This is a genomic window from Geotalea daltonii FRC-32, assembly GCF_000022265.1.
GTDB classification, from domain to species: domain Bacteria; phylum Desulfobacterota; class Desulfuromonadia; order Geobacterales; family Geobacteraceae; genus Geotalea; species Geotalea daltonii.
Map to the genome: position 1 here is coordinate 2516325 of NC_011979.1, position 16946 is coordinate 2533270.

A 16946-nucleotide genomic window follows, 5' to 3' on the forward strand; every position below is an offset into this window, starting at 1 on the left:
GAATTTAAAGCGTGGTGGCCATGAAAGATAAAATTCGCGTGCTCGTTGTGGATGATTCTGCTGTGGTTCGGCAGACGATGGTGGAAATCCTCGAGTCTGACCCCCAGATCAAAGTCATTGCCACGGCAGCTGACCCGTTTATTGCCGCTGACCGCATCAGAGACGAGGTGCCTGACGTCATAACCCTTGATGTGGAAATGCCTCGCATGGACGGTATTACCTTTCTCCACAAGATAATGAGCCAGCACCCGATTCCGGTGGTGATGTGTTCCAGTCTTACGGATTTAGGCTCGGAGACGGCCTTGAAAGCTTTGGAATACGGAGCTGTGGAAATTATCCAGAAACCGCGGATGGGAACGAAGCAGTTTCTGGAAGAATCCAGGATGAGGATCTGCGATGTGGTCAAGGCTGCCAGCCAGGCCAGATTAAGAAAGGTGGCGGCAAAGCCGCGTGCCATTGCCCCGAAACTGACAGCTGACGTCATTATGGCAAAACCGAGTTCCAAGGCTATGATGCAGACCACGGAGAAAGTTGTGGTGGTGGGAGCCTCCACCGGGGGAACCGAGGCATTGCGCGCCTTCCTGGAGGTCCTGCCTGCGGACAGCCCGGGAATAGTCATTGTGCAGCACATGCCAGAAGGTTTTACGCGGGCTTTTTCCCAGAGGTTGGACGGAATATGCCGGGTTTCCGTGAAGGAGGCGGAAAATAACGATACGGTGGTGCGTGGGCGGGCTCTCATTGCCCCTGGCAATCATCACCTGCTGTTGAAAAGAAGCGGCGCCCGCTATTACGTAGAGGTTAAGGAGGGGCCCCTTGTCTCCAGGCATCGCCCGTCTGTCGACGTGCTCTTTCGCTCGGCAGCCCGCTATGCCGGTAAAAATGCCGTGGGGGTTATCATGACTGGCATGGGGGACGACGGCGCCAAGGGAATGCTGGAAATGAAAGAGGCGGGGGCAAAGACCATCGCCCAGGACGAGGCGACTTCGGTGGTGTTCGGTATGCCGAATGAAGCGATAAAACTGGGGGGGGTTGATCTGGTTCGGCCTCTGGATTGCATAGCAAGAGAAGTTATACGCCTGTGTGATTAGCCGGCTGCACAGTGGCGTAGCAGAGAGATGCAACCAGCATTCAGGGAGACATTGTGGGGCAGGAAAAATTCTTTCTAGGACGTCAACCGATTCTGGACATAAACCAGAAGATAATCGGCTTCGAGCTTCTCTTCCGCTCGGCGGAAAGTCTCTGTTCTGCCAATATCACCGACAGCTTCCAGGCCAGTGCCAGTGTCATAATCAATGCCCTCACTGACTTCGGCACTAACGAGGTACTTGGTCGGCACAAGGGGTATTTCAACGTGGACCTGGAGATGCTCATGAGCGACAGCCTGGAACTTTTGCCCCGGGAACAGGTGGTGGTTGAGCTCTTGGAGACCATCGAAATAAACAGTCAAGTGATCGAGCGCTGCAGGGAACTCAAAAAGCAGGGTTTTACCATAGCTCTTGATGATCATGAATACAACCCGGCCTTTGAAGAGCTTTACACGCTGACCGACATTATCAAAGTGGACATCCTCCAGACCTCACCTGAGAGAATTCCGGAAATGATGCAGCTGTTGAAGCGCTGGCCCCTCACCATGCTGGCGGAAAAGGTGGAGACAGCCGAACAATACGCTTTCTGCTCAGCCCAAGGTTTTCAGTTGTTTCAGGGCTATTTTTTTGCCCATCCGGTAGTCTTGAAACAGAAGCGGGTGGACATTGCCCAGCTGACACTGACAAAACTGCTGGAAAAGGTGATGAGAGAGGCGGAGTTGAGCGAGATCGAGGAAACCTTCAAGGAAAACCCGAACCTTACTTACAACCTGCTGCGGCTGGTGAATTCGGTGGCCATCGGCCTGAGAGAGAGAATCAAGACCCTGCGTCACGCTCTTATGGTTTTAGGGCTGCAGCAGTTGAAACGGTGGATCATGCTGGCCCTTTATGCCAGCAAAAGCGACCAGGGGGTATTCAGCCCTCTTCTGGAAATTGCGGCAAGCAGGGGCAAACTGATGGAACTTCTGGTCAAAAAACAGCAAGCCTTGCTCGTTAACACTGATTTTTCGGATCGTGCGTTCATGACCGGTGTTCTTTCTCTGGTTGATTCACTGTTTGAGGTTTCCATGGAAGAGATGGTGCAGCAGCTCAATCTGGATGATGATATCCGCCGGGCTTTACTGGCTCGGGAAGGGATTCTCGGCCATTTTCTGCAACTGACGGAGACGGTTGAACAGGCCGATTTCAAAATGGCGAGCCAACTGATGAACCGGACGAAACTGACACCCGATCATCTTCTGGAAGCCCAACTGGAGACGATTAACTGGACCAATGGCTTGACAGGCATGGTCTAATTCCCTCCTTGACACGACCCTTTCTTTTGATGTAACTTACTTTGTCCCGCCCGATGAGAAGGGACACATTCCACTTTTTCTTGTTACGGTCCCTCTATCCTATGAAGATAACTGCAATTATCCCCGCAAGATATGCTTCGACCCGTTTCGAAGGGAAAGCCCTGGCTCAGATTCAGGGAAAGCCCATGGTGCAGCATGTTTACGAACGTACCCTGAAGGCATCGCTGGTCTCGGAAGTTATCGTGGCCACCGACGATGAGCGTATCGTTGCGGCTGTTCGTGCTTTCGGCGGCAGAGCGGAAATGACCTCCAGGTCCCATGAGACCGGCACCGACCGCCTGGCTGAGGTGGCTGCCCGGCTCGATTCGGACATTATCGTCAATGTACAGGGAGACGAACCCCTCATAGATCCGGCAATGATCGATGAGGCCATCAGTCCCCTTGCCGAGGACTCTTCCCTGCTCATGGGAACACTCAAGACACGCATCAAGAGCCTGCATGACTTTCTCAGTCCCAACGTGGTCAAGGTTGTAACCGATTGGGAGGGGTATGCCCTCTATTTTTCCCGTTCGCCGCTGCCGAACTTTCGCGACAAATGGAATGATCTGAAGGACGAGGCGTTCTCCTCACGTAAGCTGCTCTGCTTCAAACATGTGGGGCTGTACGTCTACAGGCGCGAGTTCCTTCTTCAGTTCGCCCAGATGTCACCCACCTATCTTGAGATGGCGGAAAAACTGGAACAGCTCAGGGTTTTGGAGAATGGTTATCGCATCAAGGTGGTCGAGACCGATTTTGAATCGATCGGTGTCGATACACCTGGTGACCTGGATAAGGTGCTGGAAAGGTTGAAGGACCGGGGATAAGCTTTTCCCCATTGATATTACAGGAGTTACTGCGATGAAAACCAAATTTATTTTTGTAACCGGCGGCGTTGTGTCCTCCATCGGCAAGGGACTCGCCGCCGCTTCTTTGGGTGCTCTGCTGGAGTCCAGAGGCCTCAGGGTAACCCATCAGAAGCTGGATCCCTATATAAATGTGGATCCGGGAACCATGTCACCATTCCAGCATGGCGAAGTATTTGTTACCGATGACGGTGCCGAAACCGACCTTGACCTGGGGCATTATGAGCGCTACACCTCAGCCCGCCTTTCGAAAAAGAGCAATTTTACGACCGGACAGGTTTATTTTTCGGTAATTGAGAAGGAACGGCGGGGTGACTATCTGGGGGGGACGGTCCAGGTCATTCCCCATATAACCGACGAAATAAAATCGAAGATCATCGAGAACGCCAAAGGGTCGGACATTGCCATTATCGAGATCGGCGGGACGGTCGGCGACATAGAATCGCTCCCTTTCCTTGAGGCTATCCGCCAGTTCAAGGCTGACCGTGGCGCGGCCAATGTCCTTTACCTCCATGTGACGCTGGTCCCGTTCATCAAGACTGCCGACGAATTGAAGACCAAACCTACCCAGCACTCGGTGAAAGAGTTGCGGGAGATCGGCATTCAGCCTGATATTCTCATTTGCCGATGTGAGCAGGATCTGCCCCGGGACATGAAGGCAAAGATTGCCCTCTTCTGCAATGTGGAAGAAAAAGCAGTCATAACCTCCCAGGACGCTGAGCATATCTATGCCGTTCCATTGGCTCTTCACCGGGAAGGTCTGGACGAGCAGGTGGTGGAAAAGCTCAATATCTGGACCAAGGCTCCAGACCTGGCCCCATGGCAGCAGGTCGTGGAAAAGCTGATGAATCCAAGTCACGGCAAGGTACGTATTGCCATCGTCGGTAAGTACGTCAACCTGACCGAATCGTACAAATCGCTATCCGAAGCCCTTACCCACGGCGGCATTGCAAATGATTGCCGGGTACACCTGACTTACCTGGATTCGGAAAAGATAGAGCAGGAGGGCATAGACGGCCTTCTTGAGGATGTGGACGGGATTCTGGTGCCGGGCGGCTTTGGTGAAAGGGGTACCGAGGGGAAAATAAAGACAATCGAGTTTGCCAGGACGCGAAAAATCCCGTTTTTCGGCATCTGTCTCGGCATGCAGATGGCGGTGGTGGAGTATGCCCGCAATGTTTGCGGCTTGGAGGATGCGTTTTCCAGCGAGTTCAAGCCCGACTGTCTGAATCCGGTCATACATTTAATGGAAGAGCAGAAAGGTGTCAGCCGCAAGGGGGGAACCATGCGCCTGGGGGCCTACCCCTGCACCTTGACCAAAGGGAGCTTTGCCCAGAAGGCGTACGGGACACTGGATATATCCGAGCGCCACCGTCACCGCTACGAGTTCAATAACAAGAACCGCACTGTACTTGTGGAAAACGGGCTGGTCCTTTCTGGTGTTTACAAGGAAGGGGATCTTGTTGAAATTGTCGAGATAACAGACCATCCGTGGTTTGTCGGTTGCCAATTCCACCCTGAATTCAAATCAAAGCCGCTCAATCCGCATCCTCTTTTCAAGGCGTTCATTGCCGCTGCGCTGCAGAACAAAAAAGCGTAAAAGACACAAGGGTGCGAAATCGGTGCCCCAAAGGAAGCGAAATGGTTAAGGAAATTTCGGTCGGCAATATAAAAATAGGTGGAGATCGCCCACTGGTGTTGGTGGCGGGCCCTTGCGTCATTGAAAACGAAGCGGCAACCCTGCGCTGTGCCGAGCGTCTCATGACCATCTGCAATGGTGTCTCCATGCCATTGATATTCAAGGCCTCATACGACAAGGCCAACCGCACCTCGGTAAACTCCTTTCGCGGTCCTGGCCTCAAGGATGGCCTGAAGATTCTGAAAAAGGTCAAGGAATCACTTGGCGTCCCTGTCCTTTCCGACATACATTCCATAGAACAGGTGGAGCCTGCCGCCGAGGTGCTTGATGTCATTCAGATCCCGGCTTTTCTCTGCCGCCAGACCGATCTGGTGGTGGCCGCGGCCATGAGCGGCCGTGTCATCAATATCAAAAAGGGACAGTTTCTGGCCCCCTGGGATATGGAAAACGTGGTGGGCAAGGCGGTTTCCACCGGCAATGACAACGTGATCCTTACCGAGAGGGGGGTCTCCTTCGGCTACAATAACCTGGTGTCGGACATGCGCAGTTTTCCCATTCTGAGGCAGACCGGCTACCCTGTCATTTTTGATGCGACCCATAGCGTGCAGTTGCCCGGTGGCCTTGGCGGTTCTTCAGGCGGTCAGCGGGAATTCGTCGAATATCTAGGGCGAGCGGCAGTTGCTACCGGCATAGACGGTATTTTCATGGAAGTACATGAGGATCCGGAAAAAGCGCTCTGTGACGGCCCGAATTCCGTGAAGCTGGATGATCTGCCTGCCTTGCTGAAAAAGCTGAAGGCCATCGATGCCATTGTCAAATAGTGGCTTTAACCATTTGGGCTTGAGAAAAATATGAGTATTTTGGAAGCAGCAAAAAATGTATTCCGGATTGAGGCTGAGGCCCTGCTCGCTCTGGCTGAAGGCGTCAACGGTGATTTTGAAAAGGCGGTAAGGCTGATCCTCTCTTCCCGCGGCCGGGTTGTCGTTACCGGTATGGGCAAGTCCGGACTCATCGGCCAGAAGATTGCATCCACCCTGGCTTCCACCGGCACCCCCGCTTTTTTTCTCCATCCGGCAGAGGGGATTCATGGTGACCTGGGTATGATCATCAAAGGAGATGTGGTCATAGCCATTTCAAACAGTGGCGAGACGGAAGAGGTTGTGCGCATCCTGCCGATCATCAAGCGTCTCGGTGCAGATATCGTGGCCATGACCGGTAACCCGTCGTCAACACTGGCCAAGTCGGGGGATGTTTTTCTCGATATTTCGGTTAAAGAGGAAGCCTGTCCGCTGGGATTGGCGCCTACCGCTTCCACTACTGCTACCCTGGCCATGGGGGATGCACTTGCTGTGGCCCTTCTTCTTGAGCGGGGCTTCAAAGCGGAGGATTTTGCCCTTTTCCATCCGGGCGGCGCGTTGGGGAAAAAGCTGATCCTCAAGGTGGAAGACATCATGCACCAGGGAAATGAAGTTCCACTGGTGAAAGTGGGAACGCTTATGCGGGAGGCATTGTTCGTCATCACGTCGAAAGGCCTTGGCATTACAGGCGTTGTCGACGAGACCGGAGCCATGGCTGGCGTCATTACCGACGGAGACTTGCGGCGTGCCCTGGAAAAAGGACTCGATATCATTAACCTTCCCGTGGACGACCTCATGTCCATGAGTCCCAAACGTATCAGGCGCACGGAAATGGCCGCCAAGGCGCTCCAACAGATGGAGCAGTTCTCCATTACCTCACTTTTTGTCTTTGAGGATAGGGGCTCAATCCCGGTGGGGATCATTCATCTTCATGACCTGCTGAAGTCAGGAATCGCCTAGGAGTACCAATCATGGAAGAGACTCTTACCTTGACCGACAGGTTGAAAAACATCCGGCTGCTTCTTCTCGATGTGGACGGGGTGATGACCGATGGCCGCATCATTTTTGACTCCAATGGCATAGAGAGCAAATTCTTCAACGTCAAGGACGGTCACGGCATCAAAATGGTGCAGAGGGCGGGGATAGAGGTGGGTATCATTTCCGGGCGGGAATCGCAGGTTGTGGTCAACCGGGCGGCGGAGCTCGCTATCGGCATCGTTTATCAGAAGTGTCTGGACAAGCTGACACCGTATCTTAAGATACTGGAGGCGACCGGTCTGGACCATTCTCAGGTAGCTTTTGTCGGTGATGACGTGATTGATATCCCTGTTATGAGGCGGGCCGGTTTTGCTGCTGCACCTGCCGACGCCGTGGCGGAAGTTATTCCTCACGCCCATTTTGTGACTAGAAATCGAGGTGGCTGGGGCGCAGTTCGCGAGGTTTGTGATCTTCTTCTCAAGGAGCAGGGGGTATGGGGAGAGATAACGGACCGTTATTACAAATGAGCCCGATCTGATACCATTTTTTACTTGCTTTTCCGCTGTTCCTTCACCCGGTTTTTATCCTTCTTCAATCTCCATGCCAAATTTTTAATTGCCCGCCACAAAGCGCTTTACAGCCATTTTTTATGATGCTATACTTCCGGTAAATTATGCTGAGACCGAAAAAGATCAGGCTTATCCTTGCCATGGCCATAGTTCTGGCCGGTGTTTCCCTGATAGCTACCGTCATGTTAAAGGTCGAGCAGAGAAAGCCGCCAGCTGAGAAGCTTGACCCTCTGCCCGATAATGTGGAGATGGCACTGCAGAAGGTTCATTACAGCGAGGTGAAGGATGGGATTAAAAAATGGGATCTTTTCGCCGACCAAGCCCTCTTTGATATGAAGAAAGAGGCCTTTCACCTTAAAGGTGTCCGCCTCGTACTTGTTGCAGAAACCAGAATCGGTGACATCACTCTCACTGCCGATGGGGCAGACTACTACAGCAAAACGAAGGATGTGGAATTGTCGGGAAATGTCGTAGCCAAAAGCGATACAGGCATGCATTTTTCTTCTGCAACAGCCAGGTTTGTCGGTGCCAATGCCTTGATAAGGACCGACGATCCGGTAAGATTCACGGACGGCAGAATAGAAGTCAGCGGTGTCGGCATGGAACTTAAAACGACGACACGGGATCTTAAGATAAAGAAGGGTGTAACTGCAGACATAATGAACGGGCACAGCAAGTGATCAATAAAATCAGCAGTGCATTTACCATATTGCTGGTGCTGACGGCTACCGTGTTTGCATCGGGTCTTTCGGGTAGCCTCAGAAGCAATCAGCCCATCAAGATAAAGTCCGACGAGCTTTTTACCGATACGGCCAACAGGACCGCCACATTTGTCGGCAAGGTTTCGGCACGACAAGGGGACCTCATTATCTATTCCGAAAAGCTAATTATAAAATATTCGGAAAAAGATCAGGATGTTGATAGTGTCGAGGCGAGTGGCAACGTAAGGGTGATCCAGGGGGACAGGCAGGCTACGGCAGGGCATGCGGTTTATGATAACAAGGCCGGTAAGATAGTGTTCGATGTGTCGCCCAAGGTTTTTCAAGGGAATAATATCGTCTCCGGCAAGGTAATCACTTATTTCGTTGAAGAACAGAGAAGTGTGGTGACCGGTGGTGGAAATGGCGCTGATGCACGGGTAGAAGCTGAGATTCATCCTAGGGGCAGAGGGAAAGATGGCAACTCAAAGCCCTGAAAACCTTTTGCATAGCAGTGACCTGAAAAAAAGCTTTAATCGCCGGACGGTTGTCAACGGCGTCGATCTTCAGGTGGCCTCAGGCGAAGTTATCGGCCTTCTCGGGCCAAACGGGGCCGGGAAAACGACCACTTTCTACATGATGGTTGGTCTGTGCCGGCCGGACAGTGGAAAGGTCTTCCTGAACGGTGAGGATATCACCGAGGAGCCGATGTATGTAAGGGCTCGTAAAGGAATCAGCTACCTGCCCCAGGAGCCTTCGGTTTTTCGTAAGCTGACAGTCGAGGAAAACCTGCTGGCTGTGCTGGAAACCATGAAGTTATCCAAAAGCCAGTGCCGATTGAGGGCCGAAGAACTGTTAACCGAGTTCCGCATCACGCATATCGGCAAAAGTAAAGGGTTTGCCCTTTCTGGTGGCGAACGGCGCAGGGTGGAAATAGCCAGGGCGCTTGCAACCGAACCTCGTTTCATATTGCTGGACGAGCCTTTTGCCGGAATCGATCCCATTGCCGTCATTGATATCCAGAACATAATAACTGCACTGAAGGGCAAGGGTTTGGGGGTACTTATCTCCGACCACAATGTGCGGGAGACCCTTGGAGTCTGTGACAAGGCATACATTCTTAATGCCGGTGAGGTGCTGGAATTTGGTGACCCGATCCGGATTGCGGAGAGCAAAAAAGCCCGTGAACTTTATCTTGGGGAAAAGTTCAGGCTTTGAAACTATTGTAGTTTCTTAAAAACCAAAAGCAGCACTCCCTCAGTGCAGAGGTGTAAATTTTTATGGCCATTGAAATGCGCCAACAGATGAAGCTGAGCCAGCAACTGGTGATGACTCCCCAGTTGCAACAGGCAATAAAGCTCCTTCAGCTTTCCCGTCTTGAGCTACAGGATGTTGTTCGCCAGGAACTCGAGGAGAATCCGCTTCTGGATGAAGTCCCTGAGGCTGAAGAAACAAAAGAGGTTGAGCAGCTTGAACTGAGTGAAAAGGAACCTGAACCCGAAGTATCCGTCACTGAATTTCAAGAAGTGACTGCCGGTGCGGAAACTCGGGAAATGGACTGGGAATCCTATCTGGACGGTTATAATTATAGTGCTGGCGAACAATACTATGACGACGAGGAAAGGCCTTCATTTGAAAATTTGCTGACAAAGAAGAGTACGCTGTCCGATCACCTCATGTGGCAATTGAGCCTGACCCGGCTTTCCGACGAGGAGATGCAGGTAGGTACTGAAATTATCGGTAATATAGATGAGGATGGTTATTTTCGTGCTTCTCTTGCCGAAGTAGCCACTGTCTGCGGAACCAATGAGTCTGCTGTCGAAACCGTATTGAGGCGAGTCCAGGAGTTTGATCCTCCAGGGGTCGCTGCCCGTGACCTGGGAGAATGCCTCCTGCTTCAGGTCAAGGTATTGGGTATTGGTGGGAGTCTGGTCGAGTCCCTTTTAACCCATCATCTCAAGGATCTGGAAGCGCGTAAATACAAACAGGCAGCAAGGGCTCTGGGAGTTGACGTCAATGACGTACTTACGGCAACGAGAATCATAGCCGGCCTGGACCCGAAGCCTGGCAGGATGTTTGGGCAGGACGATGTCCAGTACATCTCGGCCGACATCTTCGTTTACAAGATTGGTGAAGAGTACGTTGTCATGTTGAACGATGAAGGTCTGCCCAACCTGCGCATCAACCCCCTTTATTATAGTGAAGGAAAGGCCGGTTTAAATGCAGACGCCAAGGCTGAGGAGTACATCAACGACAAGATGCGTTCTGCCCTGTGGCTTATCAAGAGCATTCAGCAGCGGCAGCGCACCGTGTATAAGGTGGCAAAGAGTCTGGTGAAATTCCAACGGGATTTCCTCGACCGGGGCATTGAGCATTTGCGGCCACTGGTGTTGCGGGACATTGCAGAAGACATCGGAATGCACGAATCAACCATCAGCCGTGTGACAACCAACAAATATATGCAGACGCCACAAGGGCTTTATGAACTCAAATACTTCTTCAACAGTGGCATATCCACCAATGAAGGTGATTTTATCGCTTCCGAAAGTGTGAAGAACAAGATCAGGGAAATAGTGGATGCGGAGGACCAGCGGAAGCCCTACAGCGACCAGCGTCTTGCCGAGCTTCTGGCTGCTCATAATATAAACATTGCCAGGCGTACCGTCACAAAATACAGGGAAATGTTGCGTATCGGCTCATCTTCCGAAAGAAAAAGACATTTTTAGCAGCTTGGCCGATTGCAGGTGTCTGTGCTGCTGAGACAGGCTCTTGCTTATAATAAACGACAGGAGGTATCTAGTTATGCAAATTACCACGACATTCAGGCACATGGACCCGAGCGACGCCCTGAAAAGCTACACGGAAGAAAAACTGGAAAGGGTAAAAAAATATATCGATGAGCCGATTGTGGCCCAGGTATTTCTTACCGTGGAGAAGATCCGTCATTCAGCCGACGTGACCATCACCGCCAAGGGAATTACTATCAAAGCGGCGGAAGAGACCAATGACATGTACGCAGCTGTCGATGCCGTAGTCGACAAGATTGAGCGCCAGCTGCGCAGGTACAAGGAACGGATCAAGGCTCACAAACCTGCCACCGACAGCCGCGAAAGGATAGTTCAGAAAAGTATAGTCGAGGCTGAAAGCATTGAGCAACAGAAGGAACCGGTTATCATCAGGACCAAGACCTTTTCCCTCAAGCCAATGTCCGTGGAAGAAGCAGTAATGCAGATGGATCTTCTTCACAAGGACTTCCTTGTTTACACGGAAGCTGCCACTGAAAGCATCAATGTGATTTATCGTCGCAAGGATGGCAACTATGGTCTGATCGAGCCGAACAAAGAGTAAGCGCCGCTGTGGGTAAAATGACCATTACAAGATTCCTTTTGCCTGAGGATATCGTCGCCGATCTCATGTCCAGGAAAAAGGAAGAAGTCCTGGCAGAACTGGCTGCTAGAATAGAATTGCGGCAGCCAGAGATCGGCCGGGCAGAGCTTCTCAAGATACTGCTTGAACGTGAAAGGCTTGGCAGCACCGGTATAGGAGATGGTGTTGCCATTCCTCACGGCAAGGTGAAAAATGCCAAAGAGCTGATGCTGGTGTTCGGTCGCAGCCTCGCCGGTGTCGATTTCAATTCCCTTGACGGCAGACCGGCACAGCTGTTTTTTCTTCTTGTCGCTCCCGACCAGGCTGTTGGCGAGCATCTGAAGATGCTGGCGCGTATTTCCAGAATCCTCAAAGATTCAACCACCCGCAAAAGGCTTCTGGACGCGCCGGATGCAGCCACCGTTTATAATGTAATCAAAGAACAGGACAGCAGCTATTGAATACCATCAGTCTTTCCATTAAGGACCTTTTGGACGACAAGGTTTACGGTCTGGACTTGAAGCTGTTTGCGGGTGAAAAAGGTCTTTCCCACCGGCTGTATAGTTCGCGTATTCAAAAGCCCGGCCTGGCTTTGACCGGCTATACTGAGCATCTCCATCCCGACCGCCTCCAGGTCCTCGGCAATACGGAGATTTCATATCTCAGGCAGATTCCAGAGGAATCTGCCATCGTTTACATCGAGAAACTCTGTACCTTTCCCATCTCCTGTTTTATTGTCACGAAAGGACTTAATCCTCCCGCATTTCTAAAAAAAGCAGCAGAGAATGCCGGTATTCCATTGCTGGGTACTCCCCATCAATCTTCCACTTTCATTTCCCTGATAACCAAATTTCTTGAAGAAAGCCTTCTGCCAACTACTCATATTCATGGCGTTCTGGTAGACGTGCTTGGGGTAGGCGTTCTCCTCTTGGGCAAGAGTGGCATAGGCAAGAGCGAATGTGCACTGGATCTTGTCATTCGCGGACATCGATTGGTGGCTGACGACATCATCCATGTGAAAAAGAAGATGCCTGCCGCTCTCGTGGGGCAAGCTGCGGAAACCATCCAGTATCACATGGAAATCCGGGGCTTGGGCATCATCAATATCAAAGACCTTTATGGAGTTTCCTCTATCAGGGAAAAAAAGATCATCGATATGGTTCTCGAGCTGGTTGAATGGGATCCCGACCAGGAATACGACAGACTGGGAATCGATGACCGGGTTTATACAATTCTTGGTGTCGAGCTACCCCATTTGATGATACCTGTCCGTCCCGGGCGAAATCTAACTTCCATTATCGAAGTGGCTGCCAGAAATTTCCTGCTTAAGGGGATGGGCTACTATTCCGCCAGGGATTTTCACGAAAAGCTTCTTGCCCGCATGGAAGTCAGACCGCTGGGCAATGAGGTGGAATGAGATGCGCATTCTTATCATTACAGGCCTTTCAGGTTCCGGTAAATCCACCGCTGTTCGTGCTCTTGAAGATGAGGGTTTTTTCTGCCAGGACAATCTGCCCGTAGCTCTTTTTCCCACGTTTGTCGATCTTGTGGACAATGCCAAGGAGCGGATACGGGATGTGGCGCTGGTGATGGATATCCGCGGCAGGGACTTTAACAAGGGATTTGAGAAGGTATTCCAGGAGATAACTGAAGCAGGCCATCTGGTGGATATCCTCTTCTTTGACGCGACGGACGAAGTGATTATAAGACGCTTTTCCGAGACAAGGAGGCGTCATCCCGCCATTGACAGCGGCTCGGTGCCGGAAGGAATCCGCTCCGAGCGGCAGCAACTTGCCGGCTTACGCAGCTTCGCCACCCAGATCATCGATACCTCTGAGCTAAACGTCCACCAGTTGAAGGACCTTGTCATATCCCTGGTCAAGGGAGGCGAAGGGGGCCGTGAGATGACCGTACACCTTCAATCCTTCGGCTATCGCTTCGGCCTTCCCCTTGAATCCGATCTGGTCATGGATGTGCGTTTTCTGCCTAATCCGTACTTCATTCCTGAGCTTAAGGAATTCTCCGGGCTAGATCCCAAAGTAAGGGCATACGTGTTGAAACATGATGAAACCGGGGAATTTCTGACGAAGTTCAAAGAACTGCTGGAATTTCTTCTGCCCGGTTACAAGCGTGAAGGCAAATCCTACCTGACCATTTCCATCGGTTGCACTGGGGGCAGGCACAGGTCGGTGGTCATCGCTGAAGAAATAAGAGATTTTTTTAAAAGAAAACAATTGAACCTGAAAGTTTCCCATCGGGATATGGAAAAGGGCTAGAACTATGATCGGATTATTGTTGGTTACCCATGCCGGCCTGGCAGAAGAACTGCTTGCGGCTGCGGAAATGATAGTGGGAAAGATTGAACTGGCAGAGACCGTAGGCATCAAGGCTGATGCCAAGGTGGACGGAATAATGGCTGACATCAAGGGAGCCATCGGCAAATTATCCGGAAAAGGGGTAATTATCATGACTGACATGTTTGGCGGTACCCCTTCAAACGTCAGCCTTTCTTTTCTGGAGGATGACAAGGTGGAGGTGCTGACTGGCGTCAACCTGCCCATGGTCATCAAATTTGCCACGGAACGAAAAAGATGCGGCGTGAGTGAACTGGCGCAAAAACTGAAGGAATGCGGCCTGGAGAGTATTACTGTGGCAGGTGAATATCTGAAGAAGTAGCTGCACCGGAAGAGGGATGATCGAATATGCTTGAGCAGGAATTTACCATAGTCAATAAGCTCGGTCTTCATGCCAGAGCTTCTGCGCTTTTCGTCAAGACTGCCAGCCGTTTTACTTCGGAGATCAGAATCGAACGGGAAGGTGTTGAGGTGAACGGCAAAAGTATCATGGGTATCATGATGCTGGCTGCTGCAAAAGGGAGCGTTATCCGGGTGAAAGCTGAGGGGAGCGACGAGGTTGAGGTCATGGAAACCCTTGGAGATCTCATAAGAAATGGTTTCGGCGAAGATTGACAATATGGTTTTGCAGGGGATAGGTGTCTCTGCCGGCATCGCCATAGGCCAGGCAAAGATTGCCGACAGGGCACGTGTTGCCGTTGTTGAAACAGCGGTGAAAAGACATGAGATCCCACTGGAGTTGGATCGCCTGAAAAAGGCGATGGCATTGGCTAAAACCGAATTAGAAGGTGTTAAAGAGGCCGTAGCGGCCAAACGTGGTGATGAGCATCTTCACCACATCGATACCCATCTGCTGCTTCTCGATGATGCGATGCTGATTGAAGAAACATCTGCATTGATCGAGAAGGAGGGCATAAATGCAGAGGGGGCGCTGAAAAGAACTTTGCACCGGCTGAAGGACTTTTTTAGCGGTGTCGAGGACGAATATCTGCGCGAACGTAGCGCCGACGTTGAAACAGTGGTCGAGCGTATCTTGCGCAACATGGTAGGTAAAAAGCACGAACCCCTCACCGGCATCGACGGCAAAGTGATCGTTGTTGCCCATGACCTCTCCCCATCGGACATTCTCCAGATTGACAAGACAACGGTAATTGGTTTCATCACAGAAATGGGGGGCAAAACTTCCCATACCTCCATATTGGCACGTGCTCTGGAGATTCCCGCTGTAGTGGGTATGGAGCGTATTGCCAGCGTGGTAACAGAGGATGCCATCATCATTATCGATGGCTTTACCGGCGCCGTTATTCTCAATCCCGACCAGGAAACTTTCCGCGACTATCTCCGCCGCAAACAGCATTACGAATATGTGGAGCGCGAGCTGCTCAAGCTGAAGGACCTTCCTGCCGTTACCCTTGACGGTTTCGCCATGAGCCTGAAGGCAAACGTGGAGATAGTGGAAGAGGTTCCATCTGTAAGGCGGCATGGAGCTGAAGGTATTGGACTCTATCGCACTGAAATGCTCTTCTTTAACCGGGAGAACCTTCCGGACGAAGAAGAGCAGTTTCTTGCCTATGCGGAGATCGTCAGGGAAATGGCCCCTAAACCGGTGACCATCAGGACTCTGGATGTGGGGGGAGATAAGGTTTTGACCGATCTGAACCTTGGAGACGAGGCCAATCCTGCCCTTGGCGTCAGGGCTATCCGCCTGTCGCTCATGCAGCCCGAAGCTTTCAGAGCACAGCTGCGTGCCATACTCAGGGCCAGCGCCCATGGGAAAGTACAGGTATTCTTTCCGATGATCTCGGGTGTCGATGAGGTAAGGCGGGCCAAGGCTATTGTCGAAGAGGTCAAGCAGGAGCTGAGGAGCGCTTTCATCCCATTTGATGAGGAGATCGAGATCGGCATCATGATTGAAATTCCTTCTGCCGTCATTATCGCCGATCTTCTGGCCAGGGAGGTTGATTTCTTCAGTGTCGGAACCAATGACCTTATCCAGTATTCTCTCGCCATCGACCGCACCAATGAACATCTCTCAGCCCTTTATGAACCGTTGCATCCGGCAGTGCTCAGGTCACTGAAAATGGTGGTGGAGGCTGCCCACGGGGCAGGAATCGCGGCCTGCATTTGCGGCGAGATGGCAGGCGAACCGGAATATCTGCCCATACTGCTTGGGCTTGGTTTCGATGAACTTTCCATGAACGCCGTTTCAATACCGCGAGTCAAGAAAATCCTCCGACGTTGCACAAAGAAAGAGGCAGAGGCCGTTGCTGACCGTGCCATGACCTATGCTACCGCACAGGAGGCGGAATCCTACCTGAGAAGCGTGATTGCCGCCCGTTTTTCCGACAGCTTCGACTGATTCGCATTCCAACAAGTATCCTCACATTGCCTTTAAGAACGCTTCTACCCCTATTGCCAGACTTTTGCCTGCGGCGTTGGAGTTTCTTGCCAGTCTCAACAGTTGCGGAATGATCCACGGTTTTTTCGCGACAGTTACGAGAATTTTTGTCATTTTTATATTCATTTCACTGTCGGTGAATTCTTCAAGGCTGAAGCCCAGTTCCTCTTCAGCTGCATCACTGATGGCGCGCATGGCGGCAAAAGGTATACCCGCTTCTACAGCTGCTGCAGCTACAGCTGCTGATTCCATTTCCAGCGCCGGATAGGGACAATTCTCGGGCAATGCCTTCGCAAGTGTGCTCTTCCCGGTGATCTTCAGGGTGGTTATAAAGGAGCTTCTGTAAATGTTGTTTTCTGCAGAGGCTTCTTGCCGGACCAGGCAATGCATCCGGTTGACCAGTTCCGCTGACGGCATTGCTTCTTTCCTGAACCGAGTTCCATCGTAACTGAAAACCTGGTCAGCCAGGACAAGGTCTCCCACGCGTGGACCGGCTGTCACGGCGCCGGCAAAGCCGAAATTAATAATGATATCCGGACTTGCTGTCTTAATAAGGAACCGGGTTGCTCTTGCGGCATGCTTCGCTCCCATGCCTGACCGGACAAGAACAATCTTTTTGACATCTAAGCCGAACCGAAACAATTCAAAGGATTCTCTTTTCTCCCTTTGATAAATGCCGATACGCTTCAGCAGCGGATTCACTTCTTCCGGCATGGCGGCGATAATTCCGATAGTGGAAATATTCATAAGCAAAACTCCCTGGGACTTCTTTGTCGGAAGTTAACAGAGATTGCCTTGTCCGGCA

19 protein-coding genes are annotated in these 16946 nt (G+C 51.5%); 18 read left to right on the forward strand and 1 reads right to left on the reverse strand.

Annotated features, from left to right (window positions below):
* Nucleotides 1–20: 20 nt before the first annotated feature.
* The 18 genes from GEOB_RS11300 (at nucleotide 21) to ptsP (ending at nucleotide 16102) form a co-directional block, all read left to right on the forward strand.
* On the forward strand, nucleotides 21–1088 hold the full coding sequence (locus tag GEOB_RS11300; RefSeq protein WP_012647353.1) for a protein-glutamate methylesterase/protein-glutamine glutaminase: 1068 nt from the start codon (nucleotides 21–23) through the stop codon (nucleotides 1086–1088).
* Between the two features lie 53 nt (nucleotides 1089–1141).
* Entirely contained in the window at nucleotides 1142–2380 is a 1239-nt protein-coding gene (locus GEOB_RS11305) for an EAL and HDOD domain-containing protein (protein WP_012647354.1), read from the forward strand.
* Between the two features lie 101 nt (nucleotides 2381–2481).
* Nucleotides 2482–3243: a 3-deoxy-manno-octulosonate cytidylyltransferase gene (gene kdsB / locus GEOB_RS11310; RefSeq protein WP_012647355.1), complete on the forward strand. Its 762-nt coding sequence runs from the start codon at nucleotides 2482–2484 to the stop codon at nucleotides 3241–3243.
* Between the two features lie 34 nt (nucleotides 3244–3277).
* Nucleotides 3278–4882 carry a CTP synthase gene (locus tag GEOB_RS11315; RefSeq protein ID WP_012647356.1) on the forward strand — a complete coding sequence of 535 codons (1605 nt, stop codon included), beginning with the start codon at nucleotides 3278–3280 and terminating at the stop codon, nucleotides 4880–4882.
* Between the two features lie 41 nt (nucleotides 4883–4923).
* Nucleotides 4924–5742 (forward strand): 3-deoxy-8-phosphooctulonate synthase, encoded by an 819-nt coding sequence (gene kdsA, locus GEOB_RS11320; protein ID WP_012647357.1) that lies wholly within the window; start codon nucleotides 4924–4926, stop codon nucleotides 5740–5742.
* Between the two features lie 30 nt (nucleotides 5743–5772).
* Nucleotides 5773–6738, forward strand: coding sequence for a KpsF/GutQ family sugar-phosphate isomerase (locus GEOB_RS11325; RefSeq protein ID WP_012647358.1), 966 nt, complete (start codon nucleotides 5773–5775; stop codon nucleotides 6736–6738).
* Nucleotides 6739–6749: 11 nt separating this feature from the next.
* A complete protein-coding gene (locus GEOB_RS11330) occupies nucleotides 6750–7283 on the forward strand; it encodes a KdsC family phosphatase (RefSeq protein WP_012647359.1) in 534 nt (177 codons plus the stop codon).
* Between the two features lie 146 nt (nucleotides 7284–7429).
* Nucleotides 7430–8005, forward strand: coding sequence for an LPS export ABC transporter periplasmic protein LptC (gene lptC / locus GEOB_RS11335; protein WP_012647360.1), 576 nt, complete (start codon nucleotides 7430–7432; stop codon nucleotides 8003–8005).
* A complete protein-coding gene (gene lptA / locus GEOB_RS11340; RefSeq protein ID WP_012647361.1) occupies nucleotides 8002–8520 on the forward strand; it encodes a lipopolysaccharide transport periplasmic protein LptA in 519 nt (172 codons plus the stop codon). Before lptC ends, lptA begins: the two co-directional genes overlap by 4 nt.
* Nucleotides 8501–9241: an LPS export ABC transporter ATP-binding protein gene (gene lptB / locus GEOB_RS11345; RefSeq protein WP_012647362.1), complete on the forward strand. Its 741-nt coding sequence runs from the start codon at nucleotides 8501–8503 to the stop codon at nucleotides 9239–9241. Before lptA ends, lptB begins: the two co-directional genes overlap by 20 nt.
* A 62-nt stretch (nucleotides 9242–9303) precedes the next feature.
* Nucleotides 9304–10749, forward strand: a complete 1446-nt coding sequence (rpoN, locus tag GEOB_RS11350; RefSeq protein ID WP_012647363.1) for an RNA polymerase factor sigma-54 — start codon at nucleotides 9304–9306, stop codon at nucleotides 10747–10749.
* A gap of 76 nt (nucleotides 10750–10825) precedes the next feature.
* Nucleotides 10826–11371: a ribosome hibernation-promoting factor, HPF/YfiA family gene (gene hpf, locus GEOB_RS11355; RefSeq protein ID WP_012647364.1), complete on the forward strand. Its 546-nt coding sequence runs from the start codon at nucleotides 10826–10828 to the stop codon at nucleotides 11369–11371.
* A gap of 17 nt (nucleotides 11372–11388) precedes the next feature.
* Nucleotides 11389–11850, forward strand: coding sequence for a PTS sugar transporter subunit IIA (locus tag GEOB_RS11360; RefSeq protein ID WP_012647365.1), 462 nt, complete (start codon nucleotides 11389–11391; stop codon nucleotides 11848–11850).
* A complete protein-coding gene (gene hprK, locus GEOB_RS11365; protein ID WP_012647366.1) occupies nucleotides 11847–12806 on the forward strand; it encodes an HPr(Ser) kinase/phosphatase in 960 nt (319 codons plus the stop codon). Before GEOB_RS11360 ends, hprK begins: the two co-directional genes overlap by 4 nt.
* Before the next feature lies 1 nt (nucleotide 12807).
* A complete protein-coding gene (rapZ, locus tag GEOB_RS11370; RefSeq protein WP_012647367.1) occupies nucleotides 12808–13665 on the forward strand; it encodes an RNase adapter RapZ in 858 nt (285 codons plus the stop codon).
* A gap of 4 nt (nucleotides 13666–13669) precedes the next feature.
* A complete protein-coding gene (locus GEOB_RS11375) occupies nucleotides 13670–14065 on the forward strand; it encodes a PTS sugar transporter subunit IIA (RefSeq protein WP_012647368.1) in 396 nt (131 codons plus the stop codon).
* Nucleotides 14066–14091: 26 nt separating this feature from the next.
* A complete protein-coding gene (locus tag GEOB_RS11380) occupies nucleotides 14092–14358 on the forward strand; it encodes an HPr family phosphocarrier protein (RefSeq protein ID WP_012647369.1) in 267 nt (88 codons plus the stop codon).
* On the forward strand, nucleotides 14339–16102 hold the full coding sequence (gene ptsP / locus GEOB_RS11385) for a phosphoenolpyruvate--protein phosphotransferase (RefSeq protein WP_012647370.1): 1764 nt from the start codon (nucleotides 14339–14341) through the stop codon (nucleotides 16100–16102). Before GEOB_RS11380 ends, ptsP begins: the two co-directional genes overlap by 20 nt.
* A gap of 21 nt (nucleotides 16103–16123) precedes the next feature.
* Here ptsP and GEOB_RS11390 read toward each other — a convergent pair whose 3' ends face one another.
* Complete coding sequence (locus GEOB_RS11390; protein WP_012647371.1) at nucleotides 16124–16888, reverse strand: phosphorylase family protein; 765 nt, start codon at nucleotides 16886–16888, stop codon at nucleotides 16124–16126.
* Between the last annotated feature and the right edge of the window lie 58 nt (nucleotides 16889–16946).

Excerpts from the sequence above, each read along its gene's own strand:
- GEOB_RS11300 (WP_012647353.1), top strand. The coding sequence starts at position 21 with ATGAAAGATAAAATTCGCGTGCTCGTTGTGGATGATTCTGCTGTGGTT.
- kdsB (WP_012647355.1), top strand. The coding sequence starts at position 2,482 with ATGAAGATAACTGCAATTATCCCCGCAAGATATGCTTCGACCCGTTTC.
- GEOB_RS11315 (WP_012647356.1), top strand. The coding sequence starts at position 3,278 with ATGAAAACCAAATTTATTTTTGTAACCGGCGGCGTTGTGTCCTCCATC.
- kdsA (WP_012647357.1), top strand. The coding sequence starts at position 4,924 with ATGGTTAAGGAAATTTCGGTCGGCAATATAAAAATAGGTGGAGATCGC.
- GEOB_RS11325 (WP_012647358.1), top strand. The coding sequence starts at position 5,773 with ATGAGTATTTTGGAAGCAGCAAAAAATGTATTCCGGATTGAGGCTGAG.
- GEOB_RS11330 (WP_012647359.1), top strand. The coding sequence starts at position 6,750 with ATGGAAGAGACTCTTACCTTGACCGACAGGTTGAAAAACATCCGGCTG.
- lptC (WP_012647360.1), top strand. The coding sequence starts at position 7,430 with ATGCTGAGACCGAAAAAGATCAGGCTTATCCTTGCCATGGCCATAGTT.
- lptB (WP_012647362.1), top strand. The coding sequence starts at position 8,501 with ATGGCAACTCAAAGCCCTGAAAACCTTTTGCATAGCAGTGACCTGAAA.
- rpoN (WP_012647363.1), top strand. The coding sequence starts at position 9,304 with ATGGCCATTGAAATGCGCCAACAGATGAAGCTGAGCCAGCAACTGGTG.
- hpf (WP_012647364.1), top strand. The coding sequence starts at position 10,826 with ATGCAAATTACCACGACATTCAGGCACATGGACCCGAGCGACGCCCTG.
- GEOB_RS11360 (WP_012647365.1), top strand. The coding sequence starts at position 11,389 with ATGACCATTACAAGATTCCTTTTGCCTGAGGATATCGTCGCCGATCTC.
- rapZ (WP_012647367.1), top strand. The coding sequence starts at position 12,808 with ATGCGCATTCTTATCATTACAGGCCTTTCAGGTTCCGGTAAATCCACC.
- GEOB_RS11375 (WP_012647368.1), top strand. The coding sequence starts at position 13,670 with ATGATCGGATTATTGTTGGTTACCCATGCCGGCCTGGCAGAAGAACTG.
- GEOB_RS11380 (WP_012647369.1), top strand. The coding sequence starts at position 14,092 with ATGCTTGAGCAGGAATTTACCATAGTCAATAAGCTCGGTCTTCATGCC.
- ptsP (WP_012647370.1), top strand. The coding sequence starts at position 14,339 with ATGGTTTCGGCGAAGATTGACAATATGGTTTTGCAGGGGATAGGTGTC.
- GEOB_RS11390 (WP_012647371.1), bottom strand. The coding sequence starts at position 16,888 with ATGAATATTTCCACTATCGGAATTATCGCCGCCATGCCGGAAGAAGTG.